We start from the raw sequence: 20,887 nt of genomic DNA, 5'->3' as shown, positions 1-20,887 counted from the left end.
CGCCGTTGCCGCCGGCGCCACCGGTACCGGCCGAGCCCTGCGGGCCCAGGGTGCCTAAGCCGCCGGGGCCTTCCACGGATGCGTGTCCGGTCACATCGGCGATGTCGCCACCGTTGCCGCCGTTGCCACCGCTGCCGCCGTTGCCGATCACACCGTCGTTGCCGTTGGCCGCACCGGATCCAGCCGCGCCGCCGCTACCGCCGGCGCCGCCCGAGCCACCGTTGCCGGGGGCGTTGTACAGGCCGTGCACGGAATCGGTCGTTCCGTGTATCGAGGCACTGCCGTGGCCACCGTTGCCACCGTCGGAGCCCGCCCCGCCGGCCCCGCCGTTGCCACCATTGCCCGCGGTCCCGCCGCCGTTGCCGCCGGCGCCACCGGTACCTCCGGCAGCGCCGCTACCGCCACTGGTCGCCGAGACGTCGGGCGGGGTTCCGCCGTCGCGGTAGCCGTTGACGCCGTCGCGGCCATCGGTCGCGGCCGAGGCGTCGCCACCGTTGCCACCGTTGCCGCCGTCACCGTCGACACCGGCAGCGCCCACGTTGGCACCGGCTCCACCGGCTGCGCCGCCGGCCGCTGCAGCACCACCGTTGCCGCCCGCGCCACCGTTGCCACCGGCGCTGCCGTTGGCGCCAACGCCGTTCACCGCCAGGCCGGCCGCACCGCTACCACCGTCGCCGCCGAGGCCGCCGTTACCACCGACACCGCCGTCACCGTTGGCACCGATCGTGCCATCGGCGGAGCCACCGCTACCGGCAGCACCGCCGACGCCGCCCTTGCCACCGACGGCACCGTTGCCACCGTTGCCACCGACGGCGCCGTTTCCGGAACCGTTGTCGGCGAAGGTGCCTCCGTCGCCGGCCGCGCCGTTGCCCCCATTGCCGCCGGCGCCACCGACACCGCCCTCACCACCGTTGCCACCGATGCCGACGTAGGAGGAACCGGCGCCGCCCGCTCCACCGTTTCCGGCGTTGCCACCGGCTACGCCGTCACCGCCGGTCCCGCCGGAGCCGCTGCCCGCGGAGCCGTTGGTACCGGTCCAACCGGTGCCGCCTGAACCGCCGTTGCCGCCATTGCCCCACGCGCCCATGCCGAAGAAGTCCTGGGCCTGACCCGACGAGCCACCGTTGCCGCCGTTACCCGCGTCCAACGTGGCGGTGCCGCTACCGCCGGCCCCACCGTCGCCACCGTTGCCCCACATCTCGCCGCCGTGGCCCCCGTTGCCGCCGTCGGCGCCCAGGCCGCCCATGCCGCCGTCGCCGCCGTTGCCGATACCGCCGGCGTGGCCGCCGTTGCCGCCGGCTATGCCCTCGAGGTTCGAGTCCCAGCCATTGCCGCCGTCGCCGAACCACAGCCCACCGGCCTGGCCGTTCACACTGTCCTCGGTGCCGTCGGCGCCGTTGCAGATCATCCCGCAGAAGCCGTCGGTAAACGGCGCGAAGAGCTGGTTGACCACCCCGTTGACGCTCGACCCGAAGTCGCTGGTGATCCAGTCCTGCATCATGGCGTGCAGCGGGAGGTAGAAACTGTCCTGCCACATCTGGGCGAAGTCTGCGTCGAACAGGCCACCGTCGGCCGCGCCCGGGACGCCCCACGCCGAGACGTCGAAAAGGTCGAATCCCGAGGTGTTGGTGTCGCCGACGCCGAACATGTCCCAGAACGCGTCGAGGCCGAAGTCCTCGGCCTGCGCGGAAGGCGCGGACGCCAGGGGCGCCATTCCGAACGCCACGAATGCGCCGACCGCGGCTGCCGCCCCGATCGCACGGTCCCGCCGCCGCTGCGCGATCGATTGAGCGTTCTGAGTACTGCGCCGATGATGTGCCACCGTTGGTCCACCCCTTCTGAGCTTTACGAAAACTTTGTTTGGGCTTAGTGAAGACTGTGCCCTTCCCCCACGGTGCTTGACAGTATCGCCTCAGCGGACCGTTGTCCATGTGATGATGTGGCTAAGTGCGATAAAGTCATACCAATAGTTTCGTTTGTCCAGTGCACATATACTTTAAGTCGCCAGGTGAGCGACGGGCTGACCTGCTCATAGGGGTCCACCCCGACGGGCACCGACTGCCCGCTTCGCCTGACGTGCCGCCCGGAGGTCGCTCAGCAATGCCACTGCACCGCAATAAGGTTCCCCGGCGCCGCCAGGCGCACCCCACCGCAACGGCTCGGCGCATACGACGGACCGTTCCCGCGCTGGCGGCACTGGCCGCTTTCGGCCTGGGTCCGGTCGGTCCGGCGCCGTGCGCCCACGCGAACGAGTTCGATTGGATCACCGATCTGCTCAGCCCGCTCTTCGGGGTGCCGGAGCAGGACACGGGCGCCTCGGCCGCGGGCTGGGCCTGGCTGGATCCCACCGTGTGGAGCTTGACCAGCGCAGACCCCTTCGGCAGTGACGCGCTGGCACTGGCCGCGGACGCGTCCGGCGCCGCCGGGTTCTACGAGTGGCTGCATGAGGCTGTGCAGGACTGGATCGACAGTCCGTCCGGTCAGCTGTTCGGCAACTTGGTCAATCCGCTGTTCGCACCGCTGGCCGAGGGCGGTTGCGGCGTGATCTGCAACGGCCCCGACGGGACGGCCGACCATCCCGAGGGCGGGGCCGGCGGGTTGTGGTTCGGCGACGGGGGCAACGGCTGGTCTTCGGACGTCGAGGGCGTCGCCGGTGGCAACGGCGGCAGCGCCGGCCTGTTCGGTGACGGCGGCGACGGTGGCGCCGGCGGCCTTGGCGCCGACGGCGGTAGCGGCGGCCACGGCGGCGGCGTGTGGGGCAACGGCGGCCATGGTGGGAACGGCGGGGACGGCGCCGGCGACGGCGGTTCCGCCGGCAACGGTGGCAACGGCGGCGACAGCAATTACCTCTACGGCAGCGGGGGCGCCGGTGGGGACGGCGGCAACGGCAGCGCCGCCGCCGGCGACGGTAAGACCGCCGGGGCCGGCGGTAACGGCGGCCGCGGAGGCGACGGCGGTCAACTGGGCGGCGGCGGAGGCGCGGGAGGCACCGGAGGCCACGGCGGGGCCGCAACCGGCAACAGCACTGCCGGCGGGTCCGGGGGCACCGGTGGTGACGGCGGCAGGATCGGCGGTAGCGGTGATCCGGCCGGAGGCGGGCAGGGCGGCCACGGCGGCGACGGTGGTACGGCCACCGGGACGGGCAGCCGGGGCGGCCGCGGCGGCGATGGCGGGGCCGGCGGCGGCGCCACCCCGGTGATCGTCGGCACCAGCGGGAGCGACGGCGGCAACGGCGGCGCGGCCGGCAACGGCGGCCAGGCGATTGGCGTCGGGGGCACCGGCGGGACCGGCGGCCACGGGGGCGCCGGCGGCCACGGGGTCGGCTTCGGCGGTGACGGCGGCAACGGCGGCGCGGGCGGAAACGGGGGCGATGGAGCTACCCCCGGCGCGGGCGGGCCTGGCGGCGCCGCCGGCCCGGGCACCGTCCACGGGCAAGCCGGCAACCAAGGCACCCCGGGCCAGCCGGGCGACGCGTCCTGATCGGGCCCTGACGGGCCGGCATCACGCCGAGTACTTGGCCACCAGCTCGTTCTTGTAGAGCTTGCCGGTGTCGGTGCGCGGCAGCTGCTCCTCGAACGCGATCGACCGCGGACATTTGTAGTGCGCCAAGCGGTCCCGCACCCAGTCGAGTAGTTCTGCGGCGAACGCAGGCGTGGCGTCGGCGGGGTCGACGGTCTGCACGGCCGCCTTCACACTCTGGCCCATCTCGTCGTCGGGGATCCCGAACACGGCCGCGTCCAACACCTTCGGGTGCGTGGTCAACAGGTTCTCCGCTTCCTGCGGGTAGATGTTCACCCCGCCGGAGATGATCATGTGGTGGCGCCGGTCGGTGAGGTACAGGTAGCCCTCATCATCGAGGTAGCCGACGTCTCCGACGGTCGTCCAGCCTTGCGCGTGGCGCGATTTCGCGGTCTTGTCCGGATCGTTGAGGTACTCGAAAGCGTTCCCGCCCTCGAAGTAGATCTCGCCGGCCTCGCCGGCCGGCAACTCATTGCCGTCCTCATCGAGAATGTGCACCGCACCGAACATCGCCTTGCCCACCGAGCCGGGATGCTTCAGCCATTCGTCGGCACTGATCAGCGTCGAGCCGTGCGCCTCCGATGAGGCGTAGTACTCATCGACGATCGGCCCCCACCACTCGATCATCTGCTGCTTGATCTCCACCGGGCACGGAGCGGCGGCGTGCATGACCCGCTTGAGGCTGGAGACGTCATACGAATCCCGCACTTCGGCAGGCAGTTTCAGCATCCGGGTGAAGTGTGCGGGCACAAACTGCCCGTGGGTGACCCGATAGCGCTGGATGGCTTCGAGCGCGGACTCGGCGTCGAACTTCTCCATGACAACCGTGGTCAGCCCGGCCGCCTGCACTTGCATGGACCACACCGACGGCGCGGTGTGATACAGCGGAGCGGGACTCAGATAGACCGAACCCGGGCCCATCCATACCGAGACCAGCATCGCCATCAGCCCCGGCACCTCGGTCGGAGGCAGATGCGGCAGCGGACGTTTGATGCCCTTGGGCCGCCCGGTGGTGCCCGACGAGTACTGCAGCAGATCACCTTCGATCTCATCGGCAATGGGTGTCTCCGGCTGGTCGGCAACGCATTCCGGGTAGCGCTGCCAGCCGTCCAGGTCACCATCGGCGATCAGCAGCAGCTCGGGCAGGCCGGCCGGCAAGTGCTCAGCGAGGTCGGCGCAGGTCTGGCGCAGCGCAGCCGAGCCGATGATCGCCTTGGCGTTGCTGTTGTCGATGATGTACGCGGCTTCGGCAGCTGTCAGATGAGTGTTGATCGGCACGTAGTACAGGCCGCTGCGCCGTGCCGCCCACATCGCCGCGTGGATGTGCTCGTTGTTCTCCATGATGATCGCGACGACATCGCCCTCCACCAGCCCTGCGGCGCGGAAGAAGTGCGCCAGCCGGTTCGCCCGGGCTTCCAGCTCAGCGAAGGTGACGACGATGCCGGAGGGGTGCAGGATGATGGCCGGGTTCTCGGCTTCGAGGTGCTCGCGAATCTGCATGGGCTGACTGTACTGGGGCCAAACTTGACGGCTGTCAAGTGGGGGCGTCAGGGACGCGAACCGTCCCCCGCGCCCGGAGAATGCAGAACCGCACCCGGGGAATCCCCTGGGTGCGGTTCTGCGAAGTGCTCGAAACCGGGCTACTAGCCCAGGCGCTGCTTGAGTGCCTCGAACTCGTCGCGCAGCCCGGTGGGCAGCTTGTCGCCGATGAACTCGAACCACTCCTCGATCAGCGGCAGCTCCGCGCGCCATTCGTCGGCGTCAACGATCAGCGCCTGATCCACGTCGGCGGCGGCCACGTCCAGCCCATCCAAGTCCAGGTCGGCAGCGCTGGGCACGGTGCCGATCGGGGTCTCCTGGCCGCCGGCATTGCCCTCGACCCGCTCGACGATCCACTTCAGCACCCGGCTGTTCTCGCCGAAGCCCGGCCACAGGAAGCGGCCGTCGTCGCCGCGACGGAACCAGTTGACGAAGAACACCTTGGGCAGCTTCGACTCGTCGGAGTGCTTGCCGGTGTCGATCCAGTGCTGCATGTAGTCGCCGGCGTTGTAGCCGATGAACGGCAGCATCGCCATCGGGTCGCGGCGCACCTTGCCCACCGTGCCCTCGGCGGCCGCGGTCTGCTCGCTGCCCATGGTGGCGCCGATAAAGACGCCGTGCTGCCAGTCGCGGGCCTGACTCACCAGCGGCACCGTGGTCTTGCGACGGGCGCCGAACAGGATAGCCGAGATCGGCACGCCCTGCGGGTCGTCCCACTCCGGCGCGAGGATCGGGCACTGCGACATCGGGGTGCAGTACCGCGAGTTCGGGTGAGCGGCAGGGGTTTCCGACTCGGGCGTCCAGTCGTTGCCCTTCCAGTCGGTCAGGTGCGCCGGGGTCTCCCCGCCGATGCCCTCCCACCACACATCGTTGTCATCGGTGTGGCCGACGTTGGTGTAGACGGTGTTTCCACGCTCCAGCGTGATCATCGCGTTCGGGTTGGAGCTGCGGCTGGTGCCCGGAGCCACGCCGAAGAAGCCCGCTTCCGGGTTCACCGCGTAGAGCCGGCCGTCCTTGCCGAACCGCATCCACGCGATGTCGTCGCCGAGGGTCTCGGCACGCCAGCCCGGGATGGTCGGCTGGATCATCGCCAGGTTGGTCTTGCCGCAGGCCGAGGGGAACGCCGCCGCCACGTAGTAGGCCTTGTTCTCCGGCGAGATCAGCTTGAGGATCAGCATGTGCTCGGCCAGCCAGCCCTCGTCGTGGGCCATCGCCGACGCGATCCGCAGCGCGTAGCACTTCTTGCCCAACAGCGCGTTGCCGCCGTAACCCGAGCCGTAGCTCCAGATCTCGCGGGTCTCCGGGAAGTGGGTGATGTACTTCTCGGAGTTGCACGGCCACGGCACGTCCTGCTCGCCTTCGGCCAGCGGGGCGCCGACCGAGTGCAGACCCTTGACATAGGCGCCGTCGGTGCCGATCTTCTCCAGCGCCGCGGTGCCCATCCGGGTCATCACCTTCATCGAGGCCACCACGTAGGGCGAGTCGGTGATCTCGACGCCCAGCTTGGGGTCCTCGGCGCCCAGCGGGCCCATGCAGAACGGGATGACGTACATGGTGCGACCGCGCATGCAACCGCGGTACAGCTCGGTCATGGTGGCCCGCATCTCGTCCGGGTCCATCCAGTTGTTGGTGGGGCCGGCCCCTTCCTGGGTGCGGCTACAGATGAAGGTGCGTGACTCGACCCGCGCGACGTCGGCCGGGTCGGAGAGCGCCAGGTAGGAGTTGGGCTTCTTCTTTTCGTCGAGCTTGACCGCGGCGCCGGACTCGACCAGCAGGCCCATCAGCCGGTTCCATTCCTCCTCGGAACCGTCGGACCATTCCACCCGGTCGGGCTGGGTGAGCTCCGCGACCTCCCGAACCCAGGCCAACAACTCACCATGCTTCGTCGGGGCGGTGTCCAGACCGGGAATGGTCGCTGAGGTCATTGAGCTCTCCTGTGTAACCTGTGTCACTCGGTGGCGTTGCCGCAGCTGCGCGCCGCTGTCACCTCTTATACCGTCATTAAATAAGAGATTACCGTCAATAGCTACACGGATCGAAACAATCGCAACTCGAGCTATCTGTCGCCCGTGACGGCAGCCTCTACCGGGCCTGATTCACCCAGCTCATGGGGCGGTCCCAGCTTCGCCTCTCCTCCGTCGAGCCTCGCTGAATCGCCCAGCTCAGCGCGCACATTCTCCAACGCCCGCCGCAACGACGGCAGCCTGCGATCACGTACCGCGGCAGCGCGGGCGGCGGCGGCCGCGTGCTCCCGCAGTTCCCGGTCCAATGCGGCGACCCGGTCGGCGACGCGCGCGGCCTCGGTCTCGTTGTGTCCGGCAAGTTCGGCGGTGAGCACCGACTCGGCGGCCACCACCCGCAGGGCCACCAGCTCCTGCACCGAGGACCGCACCGCGCTGGTGGCCTGTCCCACCCACCGATCGAGCACCACCCGGTCGCGCAACAGCCCCCGAATCCTGACCACCCACACCGTGGCCGCCACCCCGGCGATGGCGCATCCGGCCGCACCCAGCGCGGCCAGTCCGGACGCGAGGTGGGCGAAGAGCCGGCTCAAGGTCAACGCCACGCCCAGCCCAAAACCGATTCCCAGCACCGCCATCAACTGGGTCTCCAACAGTCGGGACTCCAGCGGTGGCTTGCCGGAGTCGACCTGCGGCACCGGCACCGCCGCTCCGGTCGGCATTTCGGGTGCGACCAGCCCCAGTTCCTGGGCGACATCGGCCAAATGCTCGGTGATTCCCTGGTCGACCTCGGTCACCACTTCGGTCAGCCGGGCGTGGACATAGGACTCGAACGCCGCCCACCGACGGCGCGTCATGCCCGCTGCGTCTTCGCCCAACTCGCTGCGCACCGAGGCGCATCGTTTGGCGGCGAAGTAGGACAGTTGCACGCGGGCCGCGGCGATGCGGCTGCGCAACGCGATCACGCGCTCCGATTTCGACATTCGCCGCTGCCGCACCACCTCGTCACGCTGCTCCTGCAGTTGCGCCACCCGGGTGCGGCGGCCTGCCGCGCGGGCGTCGCGGTCGATGCGATCGGCGTCGGTGCGCAGCTGAAACTCCCACGAGCGCAGCCGGTTACGACGCTGAGCATCGCCGTCCTCGAGCTGTCTGGTCAGTTCCGCGATCAGGTCGTCGACCCGCGGGTCGCCGCGCTGCGGTGCCGCGGCCGCCCCCACCCACGCCACGTTGCGGTAGCGCGGCGCGTGGCCGGAGAGGGTTTCGCGGGCCGCTGTCTGCATCTCGCGCCACTGCCGGTGGACGTCGATCTTGGAAATCACGCCGATCACCACATCGGTGTGGGTGGCCACCGCATCGAGCAGCGCGCAGTCCGACTCCGTCAGTGCGGCGGCGGCTGACACCACGAACACCATCGCCAGCGGCACCTCCCCCGGTGCCAGGTCGGTGGCTTCCATCACCAGCCGCTGCGGCATCCGGTCGGCCAGGGCCTGCGTCATCGCGCTGACCCCGGCCAGCCAGGGGCCGGTCACCGCCACCACGTCGCAGCGCCGCACCGGCGGTGGAAGCACGTCGGGAGCGACCTCAGCGACCAGGGCATCTACCCCGGTGATCGGGCCCGCCTCGGCCGATTCGCCACCCTCGGCGGTCATGGGCGGCCCCGCGTCGCGGCCCAGGCCCGCAGCGATCCCCGAGCGATATCGGCGGCGCAGGCCCGCCGGGCGGCGCTGACCGGTGCGCTGCGGTGACTCTGCCAGCGGCGGGCCCGCGCCAGCGCCGGTTCCTCCGGCAGGTCGATCGCGGCCGCCGCCGTGGTCAGCCGAGCGGAGACCGTCGCCTCGCGGTTCAGGAATTCGTCGATGCGGCTGTCCCCGACTGCCATCGCCTCCAGCCGGATCACTGCCTCCGACATCCGACGGTGGTGAACGGCAGCGCTCATCACCTGCAGCCGGGCGACGACACGATCGACACCGCTGAGCCGGCGCAACCGGGCGCGGGCCTGCGACAGGGTGCCGTTGCTTCCGGCCAGGTCGAGCAGTGCCGCGATCCCGGAGAGGTCGACGGTGGCGCACAGCCGCTCGCGGGTCTGACGCGGCACCGGGTGCGGACCGCTCACGAACTGCTCGGCGCAGCGCAGATCGGCGGGCCGGGCGGCCACGCAGCCCAGTGCCTCCCACAGTGCCCCGTCCAGCCCACCGCCGAGCGCGGCCAGTGCGAATATCGCCGACATCGGTTCAACCGGTACCGGCATCGTGGCTGCATCGTGCCCGCGCAGGTCGGCCTTGTTCAGCACCGCCAGCACCGGGTGCCGCCGCGTGGCATGCAGTGCGGCGATGTCCTCGGGCTTGACCGACTCGGCGACCACATAAACGGCCAGCTCGGCGATTTCAGTCCCAGCGGGCTGCTCGGCGATGCTCAGCCCGGCGGCGGCCAGCGCCGCGGCGACGGTGCGCCGGCCGACGCCGCGGCGGCCACGCACCGCGACCTGCAGGGGCGCGGTGACGGCTGCGGCGATCCCCGCCAGTCGGGGGTCGGAGTGCTGGGTGGCCAGCGCGGTCAGCTCGTCGGCGAAGAGCTGGTGCCCCTGTGTCACGACCCTGCCTCCCCGCGTAATCCGCTCCGGGCCATGGTGTCAGCTGCTCCGCGGCGACGCGAGTCACCCTCCCCAGGGTGACTTGGCCGCGCCGACGGGCCGCGCTAAGCAACTGTTGGGTATCAATGTGGACCGCGAAGTGGGTACAGATGCATCCATGGGCCACCATGGACTGATGCATGCGCCGCGCGACGTCGAGTCAGCATCAGACGTCACTGGCGTCGACACCCCGGCTCCACGCCGTTTCCGCAACTTCAGCGTCCGCTACCGGCACTCCGCGCTGTCGGACGGTCAGCGCCAGACCTGGGAGCGGCTCTGGCCCGACCTGGGCGCCGATGTGGTGCCGCCCGACGGTCCCCACCATCGCCCCCAGCCCCTGGATCCGCACCGCTGGTTCGGTCGCGATGCACCCGTGGTGCTCGAGATCGGCTGCGGAGCCGGCACCTCGACGGTAGCGATGGCGCAGGCCGAACCGGACCTGGACGTGCTGGCTGTCGAGATATATGAGCGCGGGCTGGCGCAACTGTTGTGCGCGATCGACCGCGAGGGACTGGGCAATATCCGGCTGCTGCGCGGCGACGGCCTCGATGTGTTGGAGTACCTGATCGCCCCGGCTTCCCTGATCGGGGTGCGCGTCTTCTTCCCCGACCCGTGGCCCAAGGCCCGGCACCACAAGCGGCGGCTGTTGCAGCCGGCCACCATGGCCCTGATCGCCGATCGGTTGCAACCCGGCGGGGTACTGCACGCGGCCACCGACCATGCCGACTACGCGGTGCAGATCGCCGAGTCCGGCGACGGTGAGCCGGGCCTTCGCCGGGTGGCCGGCCCTCTCGTCGACGTCCGCCTACCTATCTCGGTCGCTCGCCCCACCACCAAGTACGAGGCGAAGGGCCGCGATGCGGGCAGCGTGATCAACGAGTTCGTCTGGGTGCGGGCCTGATGACCAGCCCCGACCTGCGGGCTGGAGTGGACGGCGAGCCGACCGGGACCGAACCGACCGCCGAGGGGACGCCCACGCAGCGGGTGCTGCTGGTCTGGGACGCCCCGAACCTGGACATGGGCCTGGGCGCGATCCTGGGCCGTCGTCCGACCGGCGTGGAGCGGCCCCGCTTCGACGCACTGGGCCGCTGGCTGCTCAGCCGCACCGCGGAGGTGGCGGCGTCGCATCCGCAGCTCAAGGTGGAGCCGGAGGCGACCGTATTCACCAACATCGCCCCGGGCAGCGCCGACGTCGTCCGGCCCTGGGTCGAAGCGTTGCGTAACGTGGGTTTTGCAGTCTTCGCCAAGCCGAAGATCGATGAGGACAGTGATGTCGATTCCGACATGCTCGAACACATCGCGCTGCGGAAAGAACAGGGACTGGTGGCGGTGGCGGTCGCCTCCGCCGATGGCCAGGCGTTCCGGGAACCGCTGGAAGAACTCTGCGGTCTGGGCATAGCCGCCTCTGTGCTCGGATTTCGCGAACATGCGAGCTGGGCGCTAGCCTCGGATACCTTGGAGTTCGTCGACCTGGAGGACATCCCTGGTGTGTTCCGGGAGCGGCTGCCGCGGATCAGCCTTGATTCGCTGCCGGAACAGGGGGCGTGGCTCCAGCCGTTCCGGCCGCTGAGCTCACTGCTTACCTCGCGAGAGTGACAACTGGAGAGCCTGAAGTCAGGGAAGCGCGAGTCCGAAAGATGTCTCCACAGACCTTAGTAAGGAGCGTATAGGTGTTCGCCTGGTGGGGTCGAACTGTATACCGCTACCGGTTCATCGTAATCGGCGTGATGGTGGCGCTCTGCCTGGGTGGCGGCGTCTACGGAATGAGCCTGGGCGACCACGTCACCCAGAGCGGCTTCTACGACGAGGGCAGCCAGTCGGTGCAGGCGTCGATCGCCGGCGACGAGGTCTACGGCCGGGACCGCACCAGCCATGTGGTGGCGGTCTTCACCGCGCCCAAGGGCGAGACGGTCGACGACCCGGAATGGTTCGACGCGGTCAAGAACGGGCTCAACAAGGTCAAGAACGACCACCCCGATCAGATCATGAGCTGGGTCGGCTACTTCACCAATCCCGAGGCGCTGGCCAATATGGCCGACCCGGAGAAGAAGCACGCGTTCGCGTCGATCCAGATCAAGGGCGACGACGACGACACCATCCTCAAGAATTACCAGGCTGCCGAGTCGGACCTGCAGAAGCTCGACGGCGGCAAGGTCGAACTCGGCGGTCTGCAGCCGATCGCCAGTGAACTGACCGGCACCATCGCCACCGACCAGCAGCGCATGGAGGTGCTGGCACTTCCGCTGGTCGCCGTGGTGCTGTTCTTCGTGTTCGGCGGGGTGGTCGCGGCCAGCCTGCCGGTGATCGTCGGCGGGTTGAGCATCGCCGGAGCCACCGGCATCCTGCGCTTCGCCGCCATGTTCGGGCCGATCAACTTCTTCGCCCAGCCGGTGGTCTCGCTGATCGGTCTGGGTATCGCGATCGACTACGGGTTGTTCGTGGTGAGCCGATTCCGTGAGGAGATCGCCGAGGGCTACGACACCGAAGCGGCGGTCCGCCGGTCGGTGATGACGGCCGGACGCACGGTGGTGTTCTCGGCGGTGCTGATCATCGTCTCGGGTGCCAGTCTGCTCGTGCTGCCGCAAGGATTCGTCAAGGCGATCACGTATGCCATCTTCGCCTCTGTGGGCCTGGCCGCGCTGCTGTCGATCACCTTGCTGCCGGCCATCCTGGGCGTGCTGGGCAAGAACGTGGACGCGCTCGGGGTGCGCACCCTCTACCGGGTGCCGATCCTGCGGGACTGGGAGATCCACAACCGCATCATCGGCTGGCTCGCCGAGAAGACCCAGAAGACCAAGACCCGCGAAGAAGTCGAGGCCGGGTTCTGGGGCAAGCTGGTCAACTTCGTCATGCAGCGACCGCTGGCGTTCGCGATCCCGATCGTGATCGCGATGATCCTGTTGATCATCCCGCTGGGGAAGTTGTCGTTCGGCGGGATGAGCGAGAAGTATCTGCCGCCGGACAACACCGCCCGGGTTGCCCAAGAGCACTTCGACGAGATCTTCCCCGGCTTCCGCACCGAGAAGCTGACCCTGGTGATCAAGAGCGATTCCGACAAGCCGGTCACCGACCAGCAGGTCGCCGATATCCGCAACCGCGCGATGGCGATCAACGGGTTCGTCGTTCCCGACGACGATCCGGCCGAGATGTGGAAGGAGCGCCCCTACCTTCCGGGGGCCTCGAAAGACCACTCCGTCCGGGTGATCGAGAACGGCTTGGTCAACCGCAACGACGCCGCGCAGAAGATCAAGGCGCTGCGCGCCATGAGCACACCCAAGGGTCTGGACGTGCTGGTCGGCGGGACACCAGCGCTCGAGCAGGACAGCATCCATGCGCTAGTTGCTCAGGGACCGTTGATGCTGGCGATCTTGCTGATCACCACGACGCTGCTGATGTTCCTGGCGTTCGGGTCACTGGTGCTGCCATTGAAAGCAGCCGTGATGAGCGCGTTGACGCTGGGCTCGACGATGGGCATTTTGACCTGGATGTTCGTCGACGGGCACGGCGCCGGCCTGCTGAACTTCACCCCGACGCCACTGATGGTGGTGGTCATCGCGCTGGTCGTTGCGGTGGGCTGGGGTCTGGCCACCGACTACGAGGTGTTCCTGGTCTCCCGGATGGTCGAGGCACGAGAATCCGGGATGTCGACCACCGAGGCGATCCGGATCGGCACGGCCACAACCGGCCGGCTGATCACCGCTGCCGCGCTGATCCTCGCCGTGGTTGCCGCGTCGTTCGTGTTCTCCGACCTGGTGATGATGAAGTACCTGGCGTTCGGTCTGATGGCGGCACTGCTGCTGGATGCCACCGTGGTCCGGATGTTCCTGGTGCCGTCGGTGATGAAGCTGCTAGGCGACGACTGCTGGTGGGCGCCCCGCTGGATGAAGCGCCTGCAGAACCGGATCGGTCTGGGCGAGATCCGGCTGCCCGACGAACGGCGCCGGGTGACCCGCCGTCCCGCGACGGCAACTGTCGCGCCGGCCCCCGCCGGTGCGGCAGCCCCGCGCCCGACCCACGACCCGACCCACCCCTCGCCGGGCCGCGCTGCCCCGGCACGGCGGCCCGCAGAACAGCTGCCGACCCGGCCGGTGAGCGGCAATCCGTCCAACGCCCGGACCAATCGGATCAACACCGGCCCCGCCGAACCGCCCACCACCCGCTTCTCGGCAGCGGACCCGGCGACCGAGCGAGTGGCGTCCCCCGGCAAGGAGTCCCCGGGCGCGGGCGAGGAGCGCGAAATCGAGTCATGGCTGGGCGAACTGCGCGGCGGCCGTGAGGCGCCTCAGGCCCGCCGCGGCCGGCAGGGGGAACCTGAGCCGGACGCCTCCGACGAGCGGACCCGGTCCCTGCCCAAACCCACTGGGGACGCGGACAACACCGAGAACGCCCCCACGACGGCGATCCCGGTTCAGAGCCCCCAAGCCGACCCCGAGAACCCGGCCACCGAGAAGTTCGCCGCGGTCGGCGATCAGCCCGGCGACGACGCGACGGATGACCCGCAGACCCCGCAGCGGCGCGGTACCACCGGCGGTCTCAGCGCTGCTGAACTGCTGCGTCGGGAGGGTCGGTACTGACGTCGCCGGATTCTGGGTCCGGCGTATCGTCATCCACGACTTCCAGGGCATCCTCCGCGTCCGGAGTACCTGAAGCCGAGGTTCCGACCAGTACTCGCACCGCCCGGTCGACGAAGGCGATCAACGGAACGGCGAGCAGCGCACCGACGATGCCGGCCAGGATTCCGCCGGTGGAGATGCCCAACACCACCGCCAGCGGGTGGATCGAGACGGCACGCCCCATGACCAGCGGCTGCAGCACGTGGGCTTCCAGTTGGTTGACCGCGATGATCAGCCCCAGGGTGACCAGAGCGTAGATCCACCCCTTGGCGATCAGGGCGACCAGTACGGCCAGCAACCCGGTGAGCACCGCACCGACCAGTGGGATGAAGGCCCCCAGGAACACCAACGAGGCCAGCGGCAACGCCAACGGCACGGCCATCACGGCCAAGCCGATGCCGATTCCCAGGGCGTCGACCAGGGCTACCAGGAAGGTGGCCCGCACATAGCCGATCAGTGATTCGAATCCCGCCACACCGGCCGCGTGCACGGTGGCGCGCACCTGGCTCGGGAAGAACTTCACCGTGAACCGCCAGATGTCGCGGCCACCGTAGAGGAAGAAGATCAGCGTGAACAGCACCACGAACGCGCCGGTGAAGATCTTGGTGATGGTCTCGGCTGTCGACAGCGCACCGCTGGTCAGTTTCGCCTGGTTGTTGCGCAGTCCGTTGACCACGCTGTCTCCGGCGCTGTCGATCTGCTCCCTGCTCAGGTGCAGAGGCCCTTCGACCAACCAGTGCTGGGTCGAGTTGACCACCTGGGTGACCTGATCGACCAGCTCGGGCACCCCGTCGATGAACTGGTCGACGACGAAGGTCAGCAACCCGGCAAGCACGGCCAGGCCGCTCAGCAGTAGCAGGAACACCGCAAGACCCCGATGCACGCCGTGCCGGGACAACCAGTCCACGCCGGGCAGCAGCAGAGCCGACACCATCATCGCGATCGCCACCGGGACGACGATCACTTCGAGGCGCCGCATGATCAGCAGCACCAGCAGCACCGCGGCGAACAGCACCAGCAGGCGCCAGGCCCACGCGGCCGCCTTGCGCACCGTCGGATGTACGGATTCGTCTGCGCTGGCTGACATTCCGGTAGCGTAACGATGCCGCAGCGGGTGCACATCAGGTAGCCGAATATCGACCTAGCGCGGCTAACCTTTGGATTCGTGCCCCACGCCCCCGTTTCGCACGACTGCGTCGTTCCCGACGTCGTCGTTCATGGCGTCGGCGGGCGAGACCCCTCGGGTTCACAGCGCTCCGTTGGCAAATACCGGTGGGTGAGCCCGGTCCTGGTGGGTCTGGTGGCGATCGTGCTCACGGTTGAACTCGTGCTGGTGTGGGACCAGGTTTCCGCCGCGTGGTGCAGCCTGTGCCGGGCCGACGCCCGCTGGCTGATCGGGGCGGTGGTGGCCGCGGCGGCATCGATGCACAGCTTCGCGCAGATCCAGCGGACGCTGCTGGGCTCGGCCGGTGTGCACGTGTCGCAGCGGCAGTCCGAGGCCGCCTTCTACGCGGCCAACTCGCTCAGTACCACCTTGCCCGGTGGCCCCGTGCTGTCGACCACCTTCCTGTACCGGCAGCAACGCCGGTGGGGCGCGACTCCGGTGTTGGCGTCATGGCAGCTGGTGATGTCGGGGGTACTTCAAGCGGTCGGGCTGGCCCTCCTGGGCCTCGGCGGTGCTTTCCTGCTCGGGGCCCGTAGCAACCCGTTCTCCCTGCTGTTCACCCTCGGCGGCTTCATCGCGCTGCTCCTGCTGGCGCAGGCCGTCGCCACCCGACCGGAACTGATCGACGGCATCGGCGTCCGCGTGCTGTCCTGGTTCAACTCGATGCGCGCCCGGCCCACCGACGCCGGGATGGCGACCTGGCGCCGGTTGCTGGGCCAGCTGGAATCGGTGAGCCTGGGCCGCCGGGACTTGTCGACGGCGTTCGGCTGGTCATTGTTCAACTGGGTCGCCGACGTGGCCTGCCTGGCCTGCGCCGCCTATGCCACCGGTGGGCGGGCATCGGTTGCCGGTTTGACGGTGGCTTACGCCGCTGCCCGCGCGGCGGGGACCATTCCCCTGATTCCCGGTGGCCTGCTGGTGGTGGAGGCCGTGCTGGTGCCTGGCCTGGTGTCGAGCGGGCTGACGGTGCCCGACGCCATCTCTGCGGTGCTGATCTACCGGATGATCAGCTGGGTGCTGATATCGGCCGCCGGCTGGGTCGTGTTCTTCTTCGCCTTCCGCACCGACAACGCGGCCGACCGCGACACCGACGAGTACGCGGCGGTCCTCAGCGAACCGCGACCGGTTGGGTCACCGCACCGACCGGCAGGCCGGTTACCGGCAGTCCCCCGGGCAGTCCGCCCCCGGGCAGGCCGCCCTGAGCCTGCACGGCCTGCAGTAGCCCGAGCACCTGCGGCAGGCTGACCGCCAGCTTGCACTGGTCGGTCACCTCTTGGACCGGCGCGGTGATCTTGGCCAGGTCGTCGCCGACCTTCGGGTTGGCGTCGAAGTGCGCCTTGAGGTTTGCCAGCGTCTGCGGGCCGGGCTGCTGCTGCAGCGCGCCGGTCATCACCTGGTTGGTGTCCGGGTGCGAGTCCAGGTAGTCACCGGTCGAGGTGACGACCTTGCCCACGGTCCGGGCGATCTCGCTGGCCACGCAGGGGTCTTTGGCCGCGGTCGCCGAGGGTGCCGACGGGGTGGCCAGCAGCGCGGCCGTGACGGCCCCGCCCAGAACGACAGGCACGGCGGCAAGGACGCCCTTGCCCGACAGACTGCGACGCACCGTGGCGCGGGTGATGTTCACGAATTCTCCTCACGACTGGCGAGATCTCCGATCCGCCCCGACGAGTCCCGCCACATTGCGGATGACGCTTCGACGATGGTCTGGTGTGCGCGCGATGCCCCCCGGCAGCAACGGCAGATCGAAAGACGGCCTTTTCCCCATCCTGACAGTAACCACCCGGTGCCGCCACCCGAGCACAGGTCAGCCTGGTCACAGTGTGGTTCCCGGACGGCATCGGAGCAGCTCAGAGGCGACAGAAACGGCCAGTGCAATAGGTTGCTGCGGTAGGCTCGCAGCACGCGACGCACCGGTGCGGGCGAGAGCGGGGAGAGACGAAATCCAGCAGTTCATGATGCGCTTCAGCAACAACCTGCGCAGATTCCGCTGGGTGGTCTTCACAGGGTGGTTACTTGCTGTGCTCGCCTCGCTCTACCTGGCGGCCACCCAGTCCGGTCATCTCACCGGCGGGGGTTTCGAGGTCCAGGGATCGCAGTCGCTGCATGTGCAGTACCAGCTCGAGGATCACTTTCCCGAGCAGGGCGCCTCACCGCTGGCCTTGGTGGCCGCACCCCGCGCCGACGCCACCTACCTGGACATGAAAGACGCCGTCGCGCTGCTGCAGCGGGCTGCCGGCGAGGTTCCCAGCGTGACGGTGCTGCCCGATACGACGCAACCGCCGCCGCGTCCCGACCGGCCATACGTGGTGTCCCTGCGAGTCGATTTCAACAACACCGGCGCCGTCGACGTCGCCAAGAAGCTGCGCACCAAGCTGGGCGTGGCCGACGAACATCCCGGCCGGGTCGAAAACGGTTCGGTCAACCTCTACGTGATCGGGCAGGGTGCCCTCGGCGCCGCGGCGTCGGCGAAGACCAAACAGGACATCGGCGCGGCAGAGCGCTGGAATCTTCCGATCGTGTTGGTCGTGTTGCTGGCAGTGTTCGGCTCACTGGCGGCCGCCGCCATCCCGCTGGCGCTGGGGATCGGCACAGTGATCGTCACCATGGGACTGGTCTATCTGCTGTCGCTGTTCACCACGATGTCGGTATTCGTCACGTCGACGGTGTCGATGTTCGGGATCGCACTGGCGATCGACTACTCGCTCTTCATTCTGATGCGCTACCGCGAGGAACTGCGGGCCGGCCGCCAGCCGCAGGAGGCCGTCGATGCGGCGATGGCGACGTCCGGGCTGGCCGTGGTGCTGTCGGGCCTCACCGTGGTGGCCTCCCTGACCGGGATCTATCTGATCAACACGCCGGTGCTGGTGTCGATGGCGACCGGAGCGATCCTGGCTGTCTCGGTGGCGGTGCTGGCGTCGGTCAGCCTGACCCCGGTGGTGCTGGCCGTGTTCGGCCGGGCAGTGGCCAAACGGTCGGCGCTGCTGCACTGGGCACGCAGCCCCCAGACCGTTCAGTCGCGGTTCTGGACCAGCTGGACGGCGTCGGTGATGCGGCGCCCCTGGGCCTCGGCGTTGGCGGCGGCGGGATTCCTGTTGGCGCTCGCGGCGCCGGCGCTGTCGCTGTCGCTGGGCAACAGCATGCTTCGCCAGTTCGACTCCTCCCACGAGATCCGGGGCGGGGTGGCCGCGGCAGCCCAAGCCCTGGGTCCGGGCGCGCTGGGACCGGTCCGGGTGTTGGTGACCATCCCCGGCGCGAACGCCTCGGCGCCGGCCCACGCCGAGACGTTTGCGGCGATCCGCCAGGAGATGTCGCAGGCCCCCAACATCGCTTCGGTGTCCCCGCCGGTCTTCGGCAACGACAACAGCAGCGGCCTGCTGTCTGCGGTGCTGTCCGTCGATCCCGAGGACATGGCCGCACGGACCACCGTGGACTGGATGCGCGAACACCTGCCGGAAGCGGCCGGCTCGCCGGCAGTGCAGGTGGACGTCGGCGGACCGACCGCATTGATCAAGGACTTCGACGACCGGGTCGCAGCGGCCGAACCGATGGTGCTGGTTTTCGTGGCGCTGATCGCCTTCCTGATGCTGTTGGTCTCCATCCAGTCGGTGCTGCTGGCGCTCAAGGGCGTCGTGATGACGGTGCTGTCGGTGGCAGCTGCCTACGGCAGCCTGGTGATGGTGTTCCAGTGGGGCTGGCTGGAACGGTTCGGTTTCGCATCGACCGGTTCCATCGACACGTTCATTCCGCCGCTCGTGCTGGCGATGACGTTCGGCTTGTCGATGGACTACGAGATCTTCCTGCTGACCCGCATCCGCGAGCGTTTCCTGCAGACCGGCAACACCCACGACGCGGTCGCCTACGGGGTGAGCACCAGCGCGCGCACCATCACCAGTGCCGCCCTGATCATGATCGCGGTGTTCATCGGTTTCGCGTTTGCCGGGATGCCGCTGGTGGCCGAACTGGGGGTGGCCTGCGCGGTGGCGATCGCGGTCGACGCCACCGTGGTTCGGCTGGTGCTGGTTCCGGCGCTGATGGCGATGTTCGCCGAGTGGAACTGGTGGCTGCCGCGCTGGCTGGCCCGGATCCTGCCGTCGGTCGACTTTGAAAAGCCGCTGCCCACAGTGGATTTGGGTGACGTCGTGGTGATACCCGATGACATCTCCGCGCTGATCACGCCCAGCGCTGACCTTCGTGTGGTGGTCAAGTCGGCGGCCCGGCTCAAAGGGCTGGTTCCGGACGCGGTCTGTGTCAGCGACCCGTTGGCGCTACGCGGCTGCGGCGTGGCCGAGATGGCCACCAGCAAGATCGAAGCGGTGCCGGTCACCACCGGGCCGGCAGCACCGCCTACGGCGGGCGGCAGAGGGGTGAGCCACGCGCTGGCCCGGCTGACAGGTGGCTGGCAGTCGCGTGCCGGCACGGTCCGGGCGCAGCCCCGCACCATTCGTCCGGTTCACCCGGTCACGGTGTGGCGACGCCGGCTCGCCATCGCGCTCGACGCGCTGGAAACCGAGTCATGGGCGGCCAGCGAGATCGGGCTCGACGTCCCGGCGTTGACCCGGTGCCGTCCGATGGAGGCCGCGGCCGTCCAACTGCCCACCGGAGACCGGCTGCAGATCCCCACCGGTGCCGAAACCCTGCGCCTGGCGGGCTACCTGGTACTGGCACGCAACAGCCCGCGCGACTATGCCGGGCTGGCCGACCTCGCCGATGCGCTGGGCCCGAAAACCGTTGCTGGGGCCCTCAGCGGAATTGATGCGTACTACTCTGGTCAACCAGCCGACGGACACTGGATGGCCACCCAGCTGGTATGTCGACTCGCCGATCCGGAGCCCACCGCACGCGGCGACTACACCCCCGGCGACGATGCGCTTGGGGCGAGTACGGACTGGGAACACGTCCAAGGGCGCTGCCTGGCAGTTGCCGTGGCGATGCTCGAGGAGGCGAGGTGACGTTGGCCGCGGACCGACGCCGTGGGCCGCTGCCCCGGCAGCCGTCCGGCGACACCGACCGGCCGGTCGAGTTCTGGCCCACGTCGGCCATCCGGGCTGCGCTACAGACCGGCGACATCGCCACCTGGCAGCTCATCGTGGTGGCACTCAAGCGCGATCCTTACGGCCGTACCGCCCGCCAGGTCGAAGAGGTGCTGGAAGGCACCGAATCCTTCGGTATCGCCAAAGCTTTGTCGGAGGTCCTGACCCGTGCCCGCGCGCATCTGGAGGCCAACGAGCGCGCGGAGGTCGCGCGTCACATGCGGGTGCTGATCGAGCGGTCGGGATTGAGCCAGCAAGAGTTCGCCTCGCGGGTGGGGGTTCCCGCCGACACGCTTGGTGACTACCTCAACGGCACAGTCAGCCCACCGGCCTCACTGATGATCCGGATGCGCCGACTGTCCGACCGCTTCGTCAAGCTGCACACCCGCGAGACGCCCGACGCCGTCTGACGCCGGCCGCCCCGCCCGGCG

General features: G+C 69.1%; 13 protein-coding genes and 1 pseudogene. 7 read left to right on the top strand and 7 right to left on the bottom strand.

Annotated elements, in window-relative coordinates; all coding sequences use genetic code 11:
- A partial coding sequence (locus tag LI94_RS25045) for a PGRS repeat-containing protein (RefSeq protein WP_052739874.1) occupies positions 1-1,822 on the bottom strand: 1,822 nt, incomplete at its 3' end.
- Positions 1,823-2,100: 278 nt separating this feature from the next.
- On the opposite strand from LI94_RS25045, the gene LI94_RS25040 reads away from it, so the two are divergent.
- Positions 2,101-3,480, top strand: a complete 1,380-nt coding sequence (locus LI94_RS25040; RefSeq protein ID WP_052739873.1) for a PGRS repeat-containing protein — start codon at positions 2,101-2,103, stop codon at positions 3,478-3,480.
- 21 nt (positions 3,481-3,501) lie between these two features.
- Here LI94_RS25040 and fadD4 read toward each other — a convergent pair whose 3' ends face one another.
- The 4 genes from fadD4 to LI94_RS06305 all read right to left on the bottom strand — a co-directional run bounded on the left by fadD4 (position 3,502) and on the right by LI94_RS06305 (position 9,609).
- The gene (gene fadD4 / locus LI94_RS06320) at positions 3,502-5,019 is read right to left on the bottom strand and encodes a fatty-acid--CoA ligase FadD4 (protein ID WP_046300649.1); all 1,518 of its coding nucleotides are present in this window, start codon (positions 5,017-5,019) and stop codon (positions 3,502-3,504) included.
- A gap of 143 nt (positions 5,020-5,162) precedes the next feature.
- Positions 5,163-6,983 (bottom strand): phosphoenolpyruvate carboxykinase (GTP), encoded by a 1,821-nt coding sequence (locus LI94_RS06315; protein WP_024442677.1) that lies wholly within the window; start codon positions 6,981-6,983, stop codon positions 5,163-5,165.
- Between the two features lie 131 nt (positions 6,984-7,114).
- Positions 7,115-8,668 (bottom strand): hypothetical protein, encoded by a 1,554-nt coding sequence (locus LI94_RS06310; RefSeq protein ID WP_239651160.1) that lies wholly within the window; start codon positions 8,666-8,668, stop codon positions 7,115-7,117.
- Complete coding sequence (locus tag LI94_RS06305) at positions 8,665-9,609, bottom strand: hypothetical protein (RefSeq protein WP_046300648.1); 945 nt, start codon at positions 9,607-9,609, stop codon at positions 8,665-8,667. Before LI94_RS06305 ends, LI94_RS06310 begins: the two co-directional genes overlap by 4 nt.
- Before the next feature lie 157 nt (positions 9,610-9,766).
- Here LI94_RS06305 and trmB point away from each other — a divergent pair, with 157 nt between their 5' ends.
- From trmB to LI94_RS06290, 3 genes are all read left to right on the top strand, one after another.
- Positions 9,767-10,549, top strand: a complete 783-nt coding sequence (trmB, locus tag LI94_RS06300; RefSeq protein WP_024442674.1) for a tRNA (guanosine(46)-N7)-methyltransferase TrmB — start codon at positions 9,767-9,769, stop codon at positions 10,547-10,549.
- Entirely contained in the window at positions 10,549-11,244 is a 696-nt protein-coding gene (locus LI94_RS06295; protein ID WP_024442673.1) for an NYN domain-containing protein, read from the top strand. The genes trmB and LI94_RS06295 overlap by 1 nt, the downstream gene beginning before the upstream one ends.
- Before the next feature lie 74 nt (positions 11,245-11,318).
- Positions 11,319-14,222 carry an MMPL family transporter gene (locus LI94_RS06290; RefSeq protein WP_046300647.1) on the top strand — a complete coding sequence of 968 codons (2,904 nt, stop codon included), beginning with the start codon at positions 11,319-11,321 and terminating at the stop codon, positions 14,220-14,222.
- Here the strand turns inward: LI94_RS06290 and LI94_RS06285 are convergent.
- Positions 14,182-15,348 carry an AI-2E family transporter gene (locus tag LI94_RS06285; RefSeq protein WP_046300646.1) on the bottom strand — a complete coding sequence of 389 codons (1,167 nt, stop codon included), beginning with the start codon at positions 15,346-15,348 and terminating at the stop codon, positions 14,182-14,184. The genes LI94_RS06290 and LI94_RS06285 overlap by 41 nt on opposite strands.
- 189 nt (positions 15,349-15,537) lie before the next feature.
- Between LI94_RS06285 and LI94_RS06280 the strand changes: the two genes are divergently transcribed.
- Positions 15,538-16,671 (top strand): YbhN family protein, encoded by a 1,134-nt coding sequence (locus tag LI94_RS06280; RefSeq protein WP_239651161.1) that lies wholly within the window; start codon positions 15,538-15,540, stop codon positions 16,669-16,671.
- Between the two features lie 16 nt (positions 16,672-16,687).
- Here the strand turns inward: LI94_RS06280 and LI94_RS24395 are convergent.
- A pseudogene (locus LI94_RS24395) lies at positions 16,688-16,990 on the bottom strand (hemophore); the annotation flags it as partial.
- A gap of 388 nt (positions 16,991-17,378) precedes the next feature.
- Here LI94_RS24395 and LI94_RS06275 point away from each other — a divergent pair.
- Both LI94_RS06275 and LI94_RS06270 read left to right on the top strand, forming a co-directional pair.
- Positions 17,379-20,375 carry an MMPL family transporter gene (locus LI94_RS06275; protein WP_024442668.1) on the top strand — a complete coding sequence of 999 codons (2,997 nt, stop codon included), beginning with the start codon at positions 17,379-17,381 and terminating at the stop codon, positions 20,373-20,375.
- Complete coding sequence (locus LI94_RS06270; RefSeq protein ID WP_024442667.1) at positions 20,372-20,866, top strand: helix-turn-helix transcriptional regulator; 495 nt, start codon at positions 20,372-20,374, stop codon at positions 20,864-20,866. The genes LI94_RS06275 and LI94_RS06270 overlap by 4 nt, the downstream gene beginning before the upstream one ends.
- Positions 20,867-20,887: the final 21 nt, after the last annotated feature.

It is taken from the genome of Mycobacterium sp. UM_Kg27, from assembly GCF_000972905.1.
GTDB lineage: Bacteria > Actinomycetota > Actinomycetes > Mycobacteriales > Mycobacteriaceae > Mycobacterium.
The sequence above is the reverse complement of the archived record's forward strand: the minus strand, read 5'-3'. Positions and strand labels throughout refer to the sequence as shown.